Annotated in this window: 11 protein-coding genes and 4 pseudogenes; 5 read left to right on the top strand and 10 right to left on the bottom strand. The window is 58.3% G+C overall.

Annotated features, from left to right (window positions below; all coding sequences use genetic code 11):
* Window positions 1-9: 9 nt before the first annotated feature.
* Window positions 10-1,689, bottom strand: coding sequence for a methyl-accepting chemotaxis protein (locus U4Z64_RS33160; protein ID WP_321822194.1), 1,680 nt, complete (start codon window positions 1,687-1,689; stop codon window positions 10-12).
* A gap of 645 nt (window positions 1,690-2,334) precedes the next feature.
* Window positions 2,335-2,439, bottom strand: a pseudogene (locus tag U4Z64_RS37680) (IS6 family transposase); the annotation flags it as partial.
* Between U4Z64_RS37680 and U4Z64_RS33155 the strand changes: the two are divergent.
* Together U4Z64_RS33155 and U4Z64_RS33150 are read left to right on the top strand one after the other, a co-directional pair.
* Window positions 2,434-2,660, top strand: a pseudogene (locus U4Z64_RS33155) (IS3 family transposase); the annotation flags it as partial. The pseudogenes U4Z64_RS37680 and U4Z64_RS33155 overlap by 6 nt on opposite strands.
* A gap of 215 nt (window positions 2,661-2,875) precedes the next feature.
* Window positions 2,876-3,427: pseudogene (locus tag U4Z64_RS33150) on the top strand (IS5 family transposase); the annotation flags it as partial.
* Window positions 3,428-5,458: 2,031 nt separating this feature from the next.
* On the opposite strand, the gene U4Z64_RS33145 reads toward U4Z64_RS33150, so the two are convergent.
* Window positions 5,459-6,061 (bottom strand): hypothetical protein, encoded by a 603-nt coding sequence (locus U4Z64_RS33145; RefSeq protein ID WP_124469844.1) that lies wholly within the window; start codon window positions 6,059-6,061, stop codon window positions 5,459-5,461.
* A gap of 592 nt (window positions 6,062-6,653) precedes the next feature.
* Here U4Z64_RS33145 and U4Z64_RS33140 point away from each other — a divergent pair.
* Window positions 6,654-7,523, top strand: a complete 870-nt coding sequence (locus U4Z64_RS33140; protein WP_321822193.1) for a LysR family transcriptional regulator — start codon at window positions 6,654-6,656, stop codon at window positions 7,521-7,523.
* 293 nt (window positions 7,524-7,816) lie between these two features.
* Here the strand turns inward: U4Z64_RS33140 and U4Z64_RS33135 are convergent, their stop codons facing one another.
* The 5 genes from U4Z64_RS33135 to U4Z64_RS33115 are packed head-to-tail and all read right to left on the bottom strand — an operon-like array spanning window position 7,817 to window position 11,782.
* A complete protein-coding gene (locus U4Z64_RS33135; protein WP_321822192.1) occupies window positions 7,817-9,019 on the bottom strand; it encodes an L-dopachrome tautomerase-related protein in 1,203 nt (400 codons plus the stop codon).
* Window positions 9,020-9,049: 30 nt separating this feature from the next.
* The gene (locus tag U4Z64_RS33130) at window positions 9,050-9,340 is read right to left on the bottom strand and encodes a putative quinol monooxygenase (RefSeq protein ID WP_124524284.1); all 291 of its coding nucleotides are present in this window, start codon (window positions 9,338-9,340) and stop codon (window positions 9,050-9,052) included.
* 14 nt (window positions 9,341-9,354) lie between these two features.
* Complete coding sequence (locus U4Z64_RS33125; protein ID WP_321822191.1) at window positions 9,355-10,149, bottom strand: SDR family oxidoreductase; 795 nt, start codon at window positions 10,147-10,149, stop codon at window positions 9,355-9,357.
* 56 nt (window positions 10,150-10,205) lie between these two features.
* The gene (locus U4Z64_RS33120; protein WP_321822190.1) at window positions 10,206-11,048 is read right to left on the bottom strand and encodes a type 1 glutamine amidotransferase domain-containing protein; all 843 of its coding nucleotides are present in this window, start codon (window positions 11,046-11,048) and stop codon (window positions 10,206-10,208) included.
* 20 nt (window positions 11,049-11,068) lie between these two features.
* Window positions 11,069-11,782 (bottom strand): type 1 glutamine amidotransferase domain-containing protein, encoded by a 714-nt coding sequence (locus tag U4Z64_RS33115; protein WP_321822189.1) that lies wholly within the window; start codon window positions 11,780-11,782, stop codon window positions 11,069-11,071.
* Between the two features lie 120 nt (window positions 11,783-11,902).
* Between U4Z64_RS33115 and U4Z64_RS33110 the strand changes: the two genes are divergently transcribed.
* On the top strand, window positions 11,903-12,817 hold the full coding sequence (locus tag U4Z64_RS33110; protein WP_124489509.1) for a LysR family transcriptional regulator: 915 nt from the start codon (window positions 11,903-11,905) through the stop codon (window positions 12,815-12,817).
* A gap of 187 nt (window positions 12,818-13,004) precedes the next feature.
* Here the strand turns inward: U4Z64_RS33110 and U4Z64_RS33105 are convergent, their stop codons facing one another.
* Window positions 13,005-13,859, bottom strand: coding sequence for a LysR substrate-binding domain-containing protein (locus tag U4Z64_RS33105; RefSeq protein ID WP_321822188.1), 855 nt, complete (start codon window positions 13,857-13,859; stop codon window positions 13,005-13,007).
* A gap of 105 nt (window positions 13,860-13,964) precedes the next feature.
* Here U4Z64_RS33105 and U4Z64_RS33100 point away from each other — a divergent pair, with 105 nt between their 5' ends.
* Window positions 13,965-14,669: a haloacid dehalogenase type II gene (locus U4Z64_RS33100; protein WP_069707191.1), complete on the top strand. Its 705-nt coding sequence runs from the start codon at window positions 13,965-13,967 to the stop codon at window positions 14,667-14,669.
* A 708-nt stretch (window positions 14,670-15,377) separates the two neighbouring features.
* Here U4Z64_RS33100 and U4Z64_RS33095 read toward each other — a convergent pair.
* Window positions 15,378-15,528 (bottom strand): annotated as a pseudogene (locus U4Z64_RS33095) (ABC transporter ATP-binding protein); the annotation flags it as partial.

The following is a 15,528-nucleotide window of genomic DNA, read 5'->3' as shown; positions in this document are numbered from 1 at the left end:
CCGCGTGCGTCAGCCGTCGATCTTGAAGCGCGACACGCCGGTGCGCAGGTGGTTCGCGACGAGCGTCAGATCGTCGATCGCCTGCGACGACTGGCGCAGCGATTCGGCCGTCTGCTGCGCGGCTTCCGACAGCTGCGACAGCGCCTGCGTGATCTGCTCGGCACCGTTCGCCTGCGTCTGCATCCCTTCGTTGACCATCTGGAAGCGCGGCGCGAGCGTCTGCACCTCGGCGATGATCTGCGACAGCTGCCCGCCGACCTGCTGCACGTCGAGCATGCCGCGGCGCACTTCCTCGGAGAACTTGTCCATCCCCATCACACCCGCCGACACGGCCGACTGGATCTCCTTCACCGTCTGCTCGATGTCGTAGGTCGCCACCGCCGTCTGGTCGGCCAGGCGGCGGATCTCGGTCGCGACGACCGCGAAGCCGCGGCCGTACTCGCCGGCCTTTTCGGCCTCGATCGCCGCGTTCAGCGACAGCAGGTTGGTCTGGTCGGCCACCTTGGTGATGGTCGCGACGACCTGGTTGATGTTCAGCGCCTTTTCGTTGAGGATCGCGAGCTTCGCGTTCACCGAACCGGCCGCGTCCATCACGCTGCGCATGGTCTCGCCCATCCGCGTGAGGCCGCTCTGGCTCACGCCCGCGAGCGTCGCCGACTGCTCGGCCACGCCGTTCACCTCGTTCATCGTGCGCAGCAGATCGCGTGACGTCGCGAAAATTTCGCGCGACGTTGCACCGATTTCGGTCGTCGTCGCCGCGGTTTCATTGGCGGTCGCCTGCTGCTCGCGCGACGTCGCCGCGATTTCGGCGACCGACGTCGTCACCTGCAGCGACGACTGCTGCGCCTGCGACACGAGGCTCGCGAGCTGTTCGGCCATCCGGTTGAAGCCGTCCTGCAGCGTGCCGAACTCGTCGCTGCGGCGCAGGTCGAGCCGCTGCGCGAGGTTGCCGGTGCGCATTGCGTCGTGCACCTCGACCAGCCGCGCCATCGGCCCCGTGATCGCGCGGAACAGCGCATAGCCGGTCGCGAGCGCGACCAGCAGCACGACGCTCAGCGCGGTCGCGAGCGTCGCTTCCGCCGTGTTGACCGACGTGCGGATCTGCCGTGCCGAATCGTCGGCCTGGCCGCGGTTTTCGTCGACCAGCGCGTCCGCGACACGGACTACGTTCTCCCACGCCGTCGTCACGTGCGCGAAGTTGGCCCGCGCAGCCGCGCGGTCGCTCGCCGCCGCATGCGCTGCGTCGTTCAACAGCGGCAGGTACTGGTCGTATGCGGCCCGGAGCGCGGCGAAGCGCGCCTTGTCGTCGTCGCGGAACAGCGTCGCCTCGTATTGCGTCGACGCCTGATCGAAACGCCGCAGCGCTTCCGGAAGCCGATCGAGATCGCGCTTCGTGCCGTCCGAATCGCCGTCGCTGAAGATCGCGCGTTCGACCATCGTATAGCTTTGATTGGTCGCGGCGCGCAGCGACGTCGACAGGTACAGGCCCGGTACCGAATCCCGCTGGAGGCTGTCGGCAGCGGCGTCGATTGCCGTCAATCGGGTGTATGAAATCGCGGCCATGACCAGCATCAGCACGAAGATCGCGCCGAAGCTGAGCACGATGCGCTTGCCGAGCGTGAAGCGTCCGCCGCGCAGCAGGGCGGGCAAAGGGGGCGTGCCGGCGCGGGGCGTCGTCGCAGTGGCCATGTCTATCTCCCGTAGGGCTTGGGTCGCCTGGATCCGGCGGCGCGAAGTGCAGAGAAAACGATTCGATCGCGGGTCGGAGCGATCGATCGAATCGTTCCGGATGGGTGCCCGATTGCCGACGCCCCGCATGCTGTCATGCGGCGCGTCTGATCGCAATCGAATTTTTTACGCATTGAGCCATGCTTTTTTCATCCCATTAAAGATAGGTCAATACGCAGACGTTTGCGGAAATTTGAAAGGGAGCAGGGGTAGGTTGCTGCCGGTATTTCGGCTGGCCCGCCGACGACGGGGCATCGGCGGCCTGAAATGCGGAACAATGACGCATGATCGAATCGTTTGAAATCTAATTGAAATGTTTCCGATATGGGGATGTGAGCACGACTATCGATTTTCGTGTCGCCCAACTCGTGAAAGCCATGCAAAGACTCTGTAAGTTGGTGAAGAGGCGGCGGGAGAATGAAGCGATGAAGAAGACGAAATAGCTATATCAAGTTGATAAGTGCATGCCACGCGTCTTCCTCAAGAGTCGTTATCCTTATCAGATAACTTCGTTGGCTGCGGGAGAGGCAGTCCAACCATGGCACGTGGCGAGGCGTTCTTTGAGTATGGCGCGATGACATACCGCGTTCATCTGACGTCTCGGCAGGGAATTTCAGCCTTCACCGCCGGATAACTGCGCAGTTGATCGGTCACAATCTTACGCAGCACCGGGTTTGAGCGCAGCATCCGCCGGAAGAAGCGCTTGCGTGCTGGCAACGCAAACCGCCACCGGAATTGCTACTGCACTCCGATTGCGGCGCCCAATACGTCAGTCGCGCATACCGGAAATTGACCGCCGCGTTCAAGATAAACGTTTCAATGAGCCGCCGTGCCAACGCCTGGGATAACGCCCCCCGATGGAGAGCTTCCTCAAGACGTTGCAGGTCGAAAGAATCTACCAGACTCACTACGATACGCGTGCCCACGCCCGAGGCGGCGCTTGACCAAGCGCAGCACCGATTGATCGATATAGGTGTGCCGACATCCCACTGCTCTGCCGCTTAAGCCCGACTCACCATAGCGACGACGGAACGCTGTAGCTTGTGTCGGCACTTTGATTTGGCATTGCGGATGATTTGCGATGAGAGCGCAAAGTCGAACGACAAACATGTAGTCGAACGGCTCCGGCTTATCATCCTCGCGCAGCCTGTCGGACGAAGGGCTGGAGGATGCGCTGTACGACAGCATTGCGATGCGGGCGTTTGCCGGGATTGATCTGGCCGTCGAGAACGTGCCGGATGCGACCACGCTGCTGAAGTTCCGGCGCCTGCTTCTCGCACATGACCTGACGCGCAAGCTGTTTGACGAAATTGGCATCTCGCTGTGCGAACGCGGGCTGATGATGAAGGAAGGCACGCTGGTCGATGCGACGATCATCGAAGCGCCGCCGCCGACCAAGAACGCCGAGAAGCGTCGCGATCCGGACATGCATCAGACGAAGAAAGGCAACGAGTGGCACTTCGGCATGAAGGCGCGCATCGGCGTCGATGCGGATTCGGGGTTGGCTCACAGTGTGGTCGGCACGTCCGCCAACGTGTCGGACGTTTCGCAAGCGCACGCGCTGTTGCACGGTCACGAGCAAGAAGCGTTCGGCGACGCGGGCTACATCGGCGTAGACGAGCGCGATGAAATGAGAAGCAAGTCCGTGAAGTGGCGCGTGGCGGCCAAGCGAGGAAAGATCAAGGCGATGCAGTGTGGGCTCTCAGAAAAGATGTCTTTGCCCCCCTTGAGAAATCAAGGACTTGGACATCTTTTCTGAGACGAGTGCACCCTGCTCGTCTCAGAAAAAGTGTCCTTGGGCACGAAAATTCTCAGAAAAGCTGTCTTTGGACAGTTGTCCGGCTCCCTCGGTACATCTCGTGCAGAAAGCGGCGAGCGCGTCGGTGTGACTCTTATCGGCGGTGGCCACACTCGGTCCTTGAATAGGATCTTGGCTGAATCCGATGAGAATTCGACGGAACTCGGCGTGCATCTCGATCGTTCGTGGCTATACGATGGACGCGATATTTCCTCGTCCCATGCAGTTTGCACGGCTCGTTAGTCCGGGCAAGTCTCACGGCTCATTGTCGTGGCCCCATTTATTTCACTTCCCGTCCCGAGTGATCACCGATGCGTTACGGGGCCCGTGATCATCGTGGCGTGGGAACGCAAACAGGAGCGACGGCACAACGCGAGCAGGTCCGGGAGATCGAGCGCGGCATCCGGAGACTGCAAACGACAACGAGGCCGCAAGTCCCCGTCGCTTGCTTTGAGGATGTGCCCCATTACAACCGGTAGCCGACGGTGGCAAGCAGCGCGCCCAACGAGAATCACCCTACCCAGCCCAGGCGCTTGTTCAACGCCTGGATGGCTGCGCCGACCTCTTGGAGTCCAAGACCGGTGTTCGAATCCGCCTATGTTTCGAGCACGCGATGCACGTCTGCCCGAGTGGCCAGCAAGTCCAGATCATCGAGGTCAGTGGGTACCACGTTGCTGAACCACGATAGATGTTCGAGATCCATCCGTCCGCCCCCTTGTGAAGAGGTTGTGGGCAGCAGATCGGTGTGCTGATCGGTGTTGATCACCGCCTAGGAGGCTGCACGCAACTCGGCTCGATGCTCTTGCCCCCGCCACAACTAGGTATGCGTACCATCTCGTCGAGCCCCATGGCGCCATCGCGCTCGGTGGCTGCGGCGATCTGGTCCGTACTCATCGAACGCGACGCATATACCACTGCGCGCAGCGCAGGATCGTCGCGTGTCAGGAACTCGTCCGTCCGATTGGCATCCTTCGGCAAGGCGAGGCACACGAGCCCCGTGCGGACGTTTTGGAACGGTGAGAGTGATCCGTGTTTGACGCCCTCGTCATCGGCGGGCATTCACGCGCGTACTCGTCGATCACCGCTAGTCACTTCAACTGCTGGTTCGCCGTTCTGCGCGAACAATCTGGCCCCGCACGGCCGACCGCCCCTCGACGAAAAAGGGGCGGCGCCTGCCAGGGCCTTGGTCCAAATCAATACGGTATCGGTGGCAACGAGCAACCCTTCGGAGGGCCGTCCCCGACTCGGGGCGCGACGGTATCTCTTGTCGCACACATGAAAGCACGGTGATACGTCACCATATGGCCCTTCCATGTTGAGAATGTATAGTCGTTATCCCATCGCATTTCGTAACGATAAGGTCCACAGCCCCACTGGGTACACGTCGGATTCTGCCTTTTTCCCGTCGCCCTCCAAACACCTCTATAATCCGCCGCCGGAATGTACTTATCGAGCGCGATTATCATCGCATACGCCGTAGATCCGGATGGCACATAGATTGTTTGCCCAATGGTGAAACTCTGCTCTTGCGTCACGGCCTGACTATAGGAGGCACTTAGGCCGCCGCCTTGGCTTTTGAAGGTCGGGGATAAATCGATACCGATCGTCCACTGCCTCGTGATCGACGTGCTACGGCCTTCCGTCTTGTTCGCTGTGCATCCACTATTCGACGGCGTACTGCAACTGAGCGTAAATTCAGGATAATATTTTTGGACCCTCCACACCCAATACGTTCCTTGGGCACCTTGATTGGAATAGTACGAAATATACGAATTATTTCGATCAGCGGAAATCGTTGGGTTCGTCACCCACTTCGTTGTTCCGGTAGCGAGAGCGTGACTATTTTGGGAAAGCAAGCCCAGGCAAGCCGTGAGCAATGTTGCCAGAACGGCATATCGAGAGGATTCAATTTTCATTCGATTCACCCCGCAATCATTGCGTTTTTTGTTTAATCAACGAATCGCTTCCGCGTCGCCCGAGTTTGGGCAAGAGCGTGGCCAACTCATCTCGCTCTGCGGCATCAAATGCGAGTACGCCTACCCCCTCATCCGGCGCCCCCTTATACAGCAACGCAACCGCTGCTTTGCGCCCGACATGGGCCAGTTCGATACTAAGGTCGAGAACGCGCTGTTGACTATCGGCACTCCCCGATGAATCGATGATTATCAGATAGCCTTCGTTCAGCGCACTGGATACTTTCTCTTTATAGCGACCGAAATCTTCATCTGCGTTCACAATCACCCCGTCAAATTGATTCTGAATTGCGGGATTCACCGAATCGCTGGACTGGATTGTTGCAGAACGGCCAAGTTCTTGCATTGCAATCCCCATGGATCCACTCGACAAGTTGACCCATGCAGATTTTCTTACGGAATAGTCCTTATCGATCGCGACGGAATTTTTCCCGGCGGTCGAAAGGGAGTTCGATTCGAACTGCTGCCCGGATGCAGACTGCTGCGTCAGCACACTGGCAGGAGAACCTACAGCTCCGTCATCCCCTCCACACGCACTGACCGCAAGCGACGAAATTCCCATGAACAACGCAATGCGCCACCTCATCCGACACCCCCAAATTCATTGAAAGTTTCTAAGTTTCAAATAACCACCCACAATAAAACAACCAATACATCAGCACACCGCACCATTACAGCGAATCGATATTTGCAAAAAGCCGCATCGAATACCGTGCAGCGGGTCCGATTCGGATAATTACCTCGGAAGCACTACCGGGCCGTGACGCCACCCCACACGACCATACCTTATTCTTGACTCCAATTTACAACCCGCAGCCTAACCCGCCTCATTTTTACGAGGAAATTAAATATCTCGATAAGTGTTATTAATTATAATAATATGCCTCTCATGCACACCAGCTCAGCCATTCCACATACAATCATGATCGACCATTTGAATATGTGAAGATCAAAAACTCCCATTTTATTCATCAAATGCCAAACAGCCTTACCCCCAGCCACCACATGCGATTCGCGACAATTCCATGGATGGTGCTCCAAGCAAGACGGAAATCTTGATCCGCCGAGCAAAACTATTGTTCCGTGCCGCCAAATGACAATCGTCAAGGAAATGAATTACTGTTTCTAATTCCGAGATTCAGCACATCCCGATAATGATTGACCTCGATCTATTGAACACCCTGCTGTGCGTCGTCGAAGAGCGGAACTTTACGAGAACCGCGGAGAGAATCCACAAGACGCAATCCACAGTAAGTCAACAAATATCGAGGCTCGAGAGATCACTTGGACACACGTTGCTCGTCCGTGATAGAAGTGGTAACAATGTTGTCGTCACGGAACAGGGTGAAATATTGGCGACCTACGCGCGTCGTCTTATTGAACTTGCCCAGGAAGCAAAAAATGCTCTTGCGGCCAACCGGGATTTGATTCAAATTCGAATTGGAATACCAGAAGATTTTCGGGTCGACCGGATTACGCAAGTTCTTTCCGGATTCGCCTGTATAAACCCGTCCATTCGACTTGAAATAGCAAGCGGCATGAGTATTGATCTGCATGCGAAGCTTGCTGCTGATCAGCTTCAACTCGCCTTGGTAAAACGGGAACCCGGAACGGGGGCGTGTGTGGCGTCTTGGCCAGAGTCCGTCGTCTGGGTGACAAACCGGCAGGCTGTCACGCCGTACGACGTGTTGCCATTGGCAGTCTTTCCTCGAGGATGCATCTACAGGGCACGAGCGGTATATGCTCTCAAAAAAGCAGGAATACGATGGAGAGTTGGTTTCGAAAGTCCCAGCTTGACCGGAATTCAAGCCGCGGTATCTGCCGGCTTGGCCGTTGGCGTATTGCCAAGATCTGCCGTCTTGCCCTCCCATCGAATCCTGTCGTCCTCCGATAAGCTGCCCGATTTACCGGGGACCGAACTTGCCTTAATTGCAAAAGTGAATCCAGTCAGCTTTGAACAACGTCCTCTCGTAATTTTTCTTTGCAGTGAAATCGAAAAAATCCTAGACGATCAGGAAAATTAAAGGAATGATGGCGCAAGAGATCAGTCTATTCGCCGATGATCAACATCCTCTCGCGGCGATGAATCAGAGCGCCGGAGAATGATCTGAAACAGCCACGGTTTCGACACAAGGCATAAACGGACTCGTATCGGATCGCCGAATTTAACCGCGCAATTTCAGGTTGCTCAGGCACATGGCTTTCAGCACCCTTCGCCGTCACACCAGGAGCCAATGCCGCAAGCGCACACGCCGTTCTATTCTCGGTTGGCCATAAAACGGCTGTCGCCCAATACAGATGCAGCCCCGACTCCCAATTACTTGCCGCCGATCGATATCCGCCATAACTCGTAGCGCTCGTGACCGTTTGGGACCAGACCTGCGACATGGTCACTCAGCGCGCTCGACGTGAAGACGAGATCGCCGGTCGGAAGCAGAGCCGGAGTGTCCGGCCAATGCACGCCATCGTCGGATGCGATCAACGACATCGATTTCGTGCCCGGTTCGTACTTCACGATGCCATTGTGCGTGACATCGGTAATGTAGAGCACACCGTGCGAATCCGTCACGATTCCGTCCGTGTTGCCACCGACAGCACCAAGATCACGAATCTCCGTGGCGATCTGCTCATCTGTTGCACCGTGCAGCCTAAGAACGGCGGTCGGAACCGAACGTGCGCGTGTTCCTGTCGTCACGGTCCAATACAGCGTCGCACCGTCCGGCGACAGCGCGATACCATTGATACCTATCAGCAGCGGCTTTTCTGGCCATACTTCAACGCCATGGGAGACGACCTTTACCCCCGCTTCGACCTGCAAATACGGATGCCCGTCCAGCACACGTCGCGCCGTGCCTGACGCAAAATCGGCGACGATCAGTCCGACCTTGTTATGCGGTGAACTGCGCGAGCCACTGTCGGAAACATACGCGATGCGCCTGTGTTCGTCGACGACGATGTCGTTGAGGAAGCTGCCGACACGATCGGCCACACCGTCGAGGGCGATGCGCTTCACGATTCGTCCGGATTTCAGATCGAACACCACGATTTTCTGGGCTCCAGCAGGTGCCTCCGATTCGCCGGCAACGAACCCCATGTCAAGTGCCCAGAGCCAGTCGTTTTTCCGATCGACGTAGAAGCCCAGCACGTTGCGCAAATGCTCGCTCGGAGCAGTTGCTGTGGAATTGCCTTCCATTGACGGAAATGGCGTCAGTCGCGCCGGGCCGGTAGTTGCCCGAGTATCCAGCCTGCTTAGCGTCGCCGGTGTCGAAGCGGCGACGAACCGCGGGGTACTCACATATGCGGTACCGCGTGCGTCGAAATGAAGCCCGGCAATCGGCGCATTGACCGAGCCAGCGAACGGCGCGGGATCTCCACCGTCTTTCGGAATCTCCCAACTTACTCCGGCGTAGCTTCGCCAGCGTTCAAGCCGGGTATCGGCCACCGCAGTCGCTGCGGTCGCGCAACTGATGAAGGCAATTGCGAAAGCAAATGACGTAACTCGACTCAATCGCTCGAACATGATGAAGGATGGTGAATTCGTTAGATGTGGTTATGCGACTTGATGCAGATGCAGCAATTTGAAGTTTTCGATCCATTGACCGGCGGTCGCGCGGAATGCGTCCATCAGCGGGCTGCGCATGTGGTACTCCCACGACGCGCGGTCCGCCCATTGCTCAAAAAAGACGACCATCCCCGGCTGATCCAGCGATTCATGCAGTTCGTAACTGAGACAGCCGGGCTGGTGGCGCGCCATCTCGACGAGTTCCTGCTGGGCTTGAACCAGCGCCGCTTCGCAACCGTGCTTCGCCTCTACGAGTGCGACAATGACGTGGGCTGACATATCGAGGCACCTGTTCAGAGAATCGACCGAAAAGTGCCGCCTTCGACGCGCACCGCAGCACCGTTGGATGCGGCACCCAAAGGACTGGCCAGCAACGCCACTATGGCGGCAATCTCGTCGGCCTCGATCATGCGGGCGATCAGTGAGCTCGGACGATACGTGTCGAAGAAGTGGGATTCGATTTCCGCATCGGTCATATCGGGTCGTGGCGCGGTCTGCCGCAAATACGCGACGATGCCTTTGGAGCGCGTAGCGGACGGCAGTACGCTGTTGACGGTCACACCCGTACCCTTCGTCAGTTCGGCCATTCCGCGCGAGACCGCGAGCTGGGCCGATTTGCTGACACCGTAGTGCACCATGTCCGGCGGCGTGAACGCCCCGACTTCGCTGGACATGAAGATGACACGCCCCCAGTTCTTCGCAAGCATGCGAGGAAAGTAATGACGTGACAGCCGTACGCCCGACATGACGTTGACATCGATCATTCGCAGCCATTCGTCATCAGTGATCTCGGCGAAGGCCCTGGCTTCGTAGTAGCCAAGGTTATTCACGAGAATATCCGTATCCGGCTGCGCTTCGATCAGTTCCGCGACACCTCGCTTGCCGCTCACATCGGCGACGATTCCGCGCACGCTGCCGCGATGCGCGGTAGCGGATATCTCGGCGACGGCGGTGTCGAGTTTGTCACGCTGACGCCCGGTGATCGTGACCGACACACCTTCGCCGGCCAACGTTCGTGCAATGGCCATACCGATGCCAGCGGTGGCGCCGGTGACGATGGCAGTTTTACCTTCAAGTTGCAGATCCACCGTTTGCTTCTCCCTTGCTCGTCGAAGGACCGGCTACGCCGGTCCATTGCGTGGCATTACTTCAGCCGCTTCAGCATCTCGCCCGCGACGTCGAGTGCGGTGGCCGGATTCTGACCGGTGATCAATTCGCGGTCGGTCACCATGTGCGCGGTAAATGGCACCTCGTTGCTGCTATAGATGCCGCCGGCCTGCTGCAGCGCGGTCTGCGGATAGAACTTCATCACTCCGCCGCCAAGCAGTCCTTTTGCCTGCTCCTCTTCCGCGTTGCTGATCACCGTCATGCGGTAACCGGAATAGATCCATTTCGGGTAGCTGCCGCTCGCGTTCCCCGAGGCGAGCTTTCGTGCAAAGCCCTGTGCATCGGGCAGGGTCGACAGCAACGCAATCGGACCATGACAAACGAGCGCCGTGGTCTTGCCGCGCGCGTGAAAATCGGCCAGCAGTCGGCCCACCGCGGGGCTGGTCAGAAGATCCTGCATCGGCGCGTGGCCGCCGGGAACATAGACGGCATCGAAGTGCCCGTAACCGATCTGCTCCACCCGCGACAGACTGATCACGGGAGAGTGCGAGCGCGACGTGATTTGCAGCTTGTCGAGCAACGCCTGGTAACCGCGCATCGCCTTTTCGTCGCCGTTGAAGTACATCTTGTCGGCAGACGTCGCATCCATCGTGGGCGCGTTGCCCTCGGGCGTGGCGAAGGTCACCTGGTGGCCGGCATCAAGCAAGGCCTTCACGGGCTGCATCAGTTCGTTCAGGTAGAAGCCCGTCGCGAAGACCTTGCCGTCCTTCAGATCGAGGTGATCGGAATCCGACAACACCACGAGCACGTTGGCCGCGTGAGCGCTGTACGCTGCAATGCCGAGCATGGCGGCAACGGCGAGCTTGCGCATCGAATGCATAGCATTCTCCATGGGGAATTTCAGGCCTGCCCTGAGTGATTCAGCAACAGATAACGGATCGCCGCGCCAACGCCGGAAGCCGACTGCGGGTTCTGGCCGGTCACGAGACGTCCGTCGACGACGACCTTCGCCGTCCAATTCGGTACGGGATGGTGATGCGCGCCGCGCTGTGTCAACGTGCTCGCGAGCAGGAAAGGCACGACGCGATCGAGTTGAACCGCGCGCTCCTCTTCATCCGTGAATGCGCTGAGGTTCTTGCCGGCGACCAGGTACGTTCCGTCGCCGAGGGTCACATCCACCAGCGCGGCGGGGCCATGACATACCGCGCCGACCACACCGCCTGCCTCATAGACCGCGCGAGTCACCTTTTGCACGTCGGGATTGCCCGGAAAATCCCACATCGCACCGTGACCGCCTGCAAAGAAGACAGCCGCATATTTCGACGCGTCGACATCGCCCAGTCTCTGCGTGTGGCGCAGCGCGTCGCGGAAAGCACTGTCGTTCGAATAGCGCGCGTTGACTTCGTCCGTCAGGTCAAGCCCGTCGACGGGCGGCTCGCCGCCCAGAATCGACGCGAATTCGACCGGGATGCCGGCCGCGTCGAGTTCGGCAAGCGGATGCGTCACTTCGCCGAGATAAAACCCGGTCGGCTCGCCGGTCGAGCCTTTCGTCGCGTGGCTCGTGAGTACGAACAGCACGGACAAGTCCTGCCGGTCGCGATGTTCACTATTCATGGTTCGCTCCTAGATTTCAGTGGGTGACCCGACGACGGATCACAATGCGCCCACTTTATTTGGCTCAATGGAGGAGATAAACTGAGTCAGAAGTAAATCTTCTGTTCTCTGGAGGACAAGATGGGGCGAAGATTCGACCATCTCGGTGATGTGGAAGCGTTTGTCACGGTAATTGAAAAAGGCTCGATGACCGCCGGCGCGGTGGCCTTGGGCAGCACACCTTCGGTTCTGAGCCGAGCTATCACGCGCCTGGAGACTCGGCTGGGTGTGCAGTTGCTGCGTCGTTCGACCCGACGGTTGAGCCTGACGGAGCAAGGCAGGCTCTATCTGGAACAATCGCGCGCAGCGTTCTTGTTGATCGACGATGCCGAGCGCGCCATTCAGGGGCAGGACGGCGCGCTGACAGGTCATGTCCGGCTCAGCGTACCGACGACGTACGGACACTATCGTCTGCCACCGCTGCTTCGGCAGTTCACGCAGCAACACCCGCAGGTTCGCGTGGAGTTGAATATCGCGAACCGGAACGTCGATCTGGTGGCCGAAGGTTTCGATCTGGCGATCCGGCTAGGCGCATTGCCCGACAGTGGACTGGTCGCGCGCAAGCTCGAAGATGCAGCGTTATGCCTGGTAGCGTCGCCCGATTACATCGCCAATGCTGGCATTCCGGAAAACGTGGCCGATCTGGAGCGCCACCTTTGCTTGCCTTTCATGCTGCCCAGCAGCGGCCGTATCGCACCGTGGGTGTTCCAGGACGGCGGTCAGGACATCGACTGGCTGCCGCCTTCGAACGTCGCGGTCTCCGACGATGTGCTGGGTGTCGTTTCAATGGCGCAGAGCGGCGCCGGCATCTGCCAGACCTATGATTTTATTGTTCGGGACCGGATTCAGGCCGGAACTCTCGTCGAACTGCTGCCCCACCTCCGCGGCCGCACACGGCCGTTTTCTGTGATTTATGCGCCTCATCGTCGCTTGTCTGCGGCATCACGGGCCCTGATCGACATGCTTGTCGCGTCTACCCCCGATTCATCCAAATGAAAGCAAAATGATGGTTGATGGACTCTCAGCGCTCAGCACGGGTTCGGGAAATTCGAACGGCTCACTGATTGCCACGGTTGAACGACACCAATGAATGCAAGTGGCGTAGCGGCTTCATGCAACGATTCGAAGCACGTTGAAATCGGCCTGAAGCCGGCATGTCTTAAGGCTTTTCGTATTCGGGCGGTTACGCGCGTTTGATTTGCTTGATCAAAAAATCGACCATATCTCGCTGTGCGTTGCCAAGAATATCGCCGGTGCCGACTAGCGCAAGCTCTGACGGTGGCAATGGAGGCAAATCGGTGCAGACTCGATGCTCCGGCAAGATCGCAGACTTCGGTAGCACCGAGATAGCCAGACCTGCGGCGACCGCTGCCTGAATCGCAGTAAGGCTTTGGCTGCCAAACGCTATGCGCCAGGCACGCTGCGCCTTGTCGAGACTGCGGATCGCCCGCTGACGGTAAATACATCCGTGGGGAAAAAGCGCAAGCGCGATCGGCTCATCCGAATCCGGCTTCGGGGAATCAGCATCCCGCCCCCGCACCCAAGCAAGCGACTCTGGCCAAGCCGCGAAGCAGTCGCCTCTGCCAGGTTCCCGCTTGACGAGTGCGAGGTCTATTTCCCTCGCGGCAAGCTTGCCTTGCAAATCCGCGCTCATACCCGCCGACGTTTCAAGCCTCACATCCGGTCGGACCTTCAGAAAACCCGAGAGTATTGCCGACATGCGCCGCGCATCGAAGTCCTCCGGGACCCCGATTCGAACCGGCGAAAGCTTGACGTCGCGCTGGAGCACCTCGCGGGCTTCCTGCGACAACGCCAGCAGCCTCCGCGCGTACTGCGCGAGCAAGACACCGTGTTCGGTGGCAACGACATGATTCCCCGAACGGTCCCTGAGCAGCAGCGGGCGACCTACCGACTCTTCCAGCTTTCGCACCTGCTGGCTAACAGTCGACTGCGTGCGATGAACACGTTCGCCTGCACGAGTGAAGCTGCCTTCATCAACGACGCAAATCAGCGTCTTCAGTAGCTCGAGATCAAACATGGTCAGTCATTTGAAATTTAAATATCCATGATTTTATTATCTAATTTCTAAATATGAGACCTTCTGCCTATGATGCGAATGTCTTCTAGCCAAACAGGAACAATGATGTCACTGAAAGATACGAGTCGGCCACAATGGCTGACATTCGACTGCTACGGCACGCTCATTCAATGGGACGAAGGTTTGCTGGCAGCGGTACGCGAGATTCTTGGAAAACGGCAGGCAACGGAGGTCGACGCATCCAGATTCATCGAGGTTTACGACCGGTATGAACATGAGCTCGAGCAGCAATCGCCCCACCGCACCTTCCGTCAGGTTTCCGGCCAGGGCCTTCGACTTGCGCTGGAGGAATTCGGGCTTGCCGGGAGCGAAAGCGACGCCGCAGTGCTGACTTCGAGGATTGCGGCGATGCCACCGTTTCCCGAGGTCGTCGGCACGCTAGGGAAGTTGAAAGCAATGGGATACCGTCTGTGTATTGTCTCGAATACGGACGACGACATTATTGCAGGCAACGTAGCACAACTTGGCGGCTATATCGACAGGGTCATTACTGCACAACAGGCCGGGGCCTACAAACCAGCACGTCGGCTGTTCGATTACGCGCACGAACAGCTTGATGTATCGAAGGACGACGTTGTTCACATTTGCGCCAGCCCGCATCTGGACCATGCAGCGGCGCGAGACATCGGATTTCGTTGCGTGTGGATTGATCGAGGCACGGGTCGAAAATTGCTGCCGGACTACACTCCAGACGCGACGTTACAGACGCTGCACGAAGTACCGGAACTCTTTGCTACGCTCGACTGGTAGTCCATTGTCCCGTTACCCCGATCACGGCTTGCCCAAGTGCATGCAATATTGCCGGAAGAAGCGACGCGTTCCGATCGGGGTACATCACACACGCTTCTCATCATCGACATACTGATCGCGGTCCGGCACATAAACCCTGATCCCAGAACGACACGTAACGATTTGCATCCGGTGACCCGAAACGTCGACGCTGAATCCCGACGCAAATCAGGATGACTCTCGCTCCAGGACTGCCCCGCTCCACCACCCATCTTGCTCCGCTTCCGACACCGGCAAGAACCCGTTGGTTTCCCAAGATCACTTGTCGGACCGGCCGCTGAAAAACTTGATCGGCATGGTGCCGGTCTACTTGGTAAGGCGACTGAGACTTCTCTCTTTGAGCCGTTGAAGGGCGCTCAGGTCGGATCCTCTTGCTCCCGATGCCAAAGGTCGTGGATGCTTTGCTTGCAACGCGCTCCAACTTCCAACGATGGCCTCAAGCTCAGTGCGCTCCAGCACAAACGCATTCTGCCGACTCATGCGGCTGGATCATCTGCATGATTGGTCCCGGTACTGGCCTCGACACATCCGATCGCAATCAGTCGGTTCGGTCGATGCGAATGTCCGGACTTTCAGGACACGAAGGCGTGAGAGTCAAGTCATGTGATATCACTCCCTGCATTGCTCGTTTCGACCAGCATCGTCGGCATGCCGCACTTGTTCACGAGGTTACTCACCCAGATACGCAGCCCGCACCTTCGGATCGTCGAGCATCTGCTTCGCGTCGCCTTCCATCGTGACCGTGCCGGAATCCATCACGTAGCCGCGATCGGCCGCTTGCAGCGCGAGGCGCGCGTTCTGCTCGACCAGCAGCACCGTG

The organism is Burkholderia sp. BCC1996 (genome assembly GCF_905339955.1).
In the GTDB taxonomy this organism is placed as follows: domain Bacteria; phylum Pseudomonadota; class Gammaproteobacteria; order Burkholderiales; family Burkholderiaceae; genus Burkholderia.
The sequence above is the reverse complement of the archived record's forward strand: the minus strand, read 5'-3'. Positions and strand labels throughout refer to the sequence as shown.

Bases quoted from the DNA above. Each gene is read 5' to 3' on its own strand.
- U4Z64_RS33160 (WP_321822194.1), bottom strand. From the start codon at position 1,689: ATGGCCACTGCGACGACGCCCCGCGCCGGCACGCCCCCTTTGCCCGCC.
- U4Z64_RS33145 (WP_124469844.1), bottom strand. From the start codon at position 6,061: ATGGGAATTTCGTCGCTTGCGGTCAGTGCGTGTGGAGGGGATGACGGA.
- U4Z64_RS33140 (WP_321822193.1), top strand. From the start codon at position 6,654: ATGATTGACCTCGATCTATTGAACACCCTGCTGTGCGTCGTCGAAGAG.
- U4Z64_RS33135 (WP_321822192.1), bottom strand. From the start codon at position 9,019: ATGTTCGAGCGATTGAGTCGAGTTACGTCATTTGCTTTCGCAATTGCC.
- U4Z64_RS33130 (WP_124524284.1), bottom strand. From the start codon at position 9,340: ATGTCAGCCCACGTCATTGTCGCACTCGTAGAGGCGAAGCACGGTTGC.
- U4Z64_RS33120 (WP_321822190.1), bottom strand. From the start codon at position 11,048: ATGCATTCGATGCGCAAGCTCGCCGTTGCCGCCATGCTCGGCATTGCA.
- U4Z64_RS33115 (WP_321822189.1), bottom strand. From the start codon at position 11,782: ATGAATAGTGAACATCGCGACCGGCAGGACTTGTCCGTGCTGTTCGTA.
- U4Z64_RS33110 (WP_124489509.1), top strand. From the start codon at position 11,903: ATGGGGCGAAGATTCGACCATCTCGGTGATGTGGAAGCGTTTGTCACG.
- U4Z64_RS33105 (WP_321822188.1), bottom strand. From the start codon at position 13,859: ATGTTTGATCTCGAGCTACTGAAGACGCTGATTTGCGTCGTTGATGAA.
- U4Z64_RS33100 (WP_069707191.1), top strand. From the start codon at position 13,965: ATGTCACTGAAAGATACGAGTCGGCCACAATGGCTGACATTCGACTGC.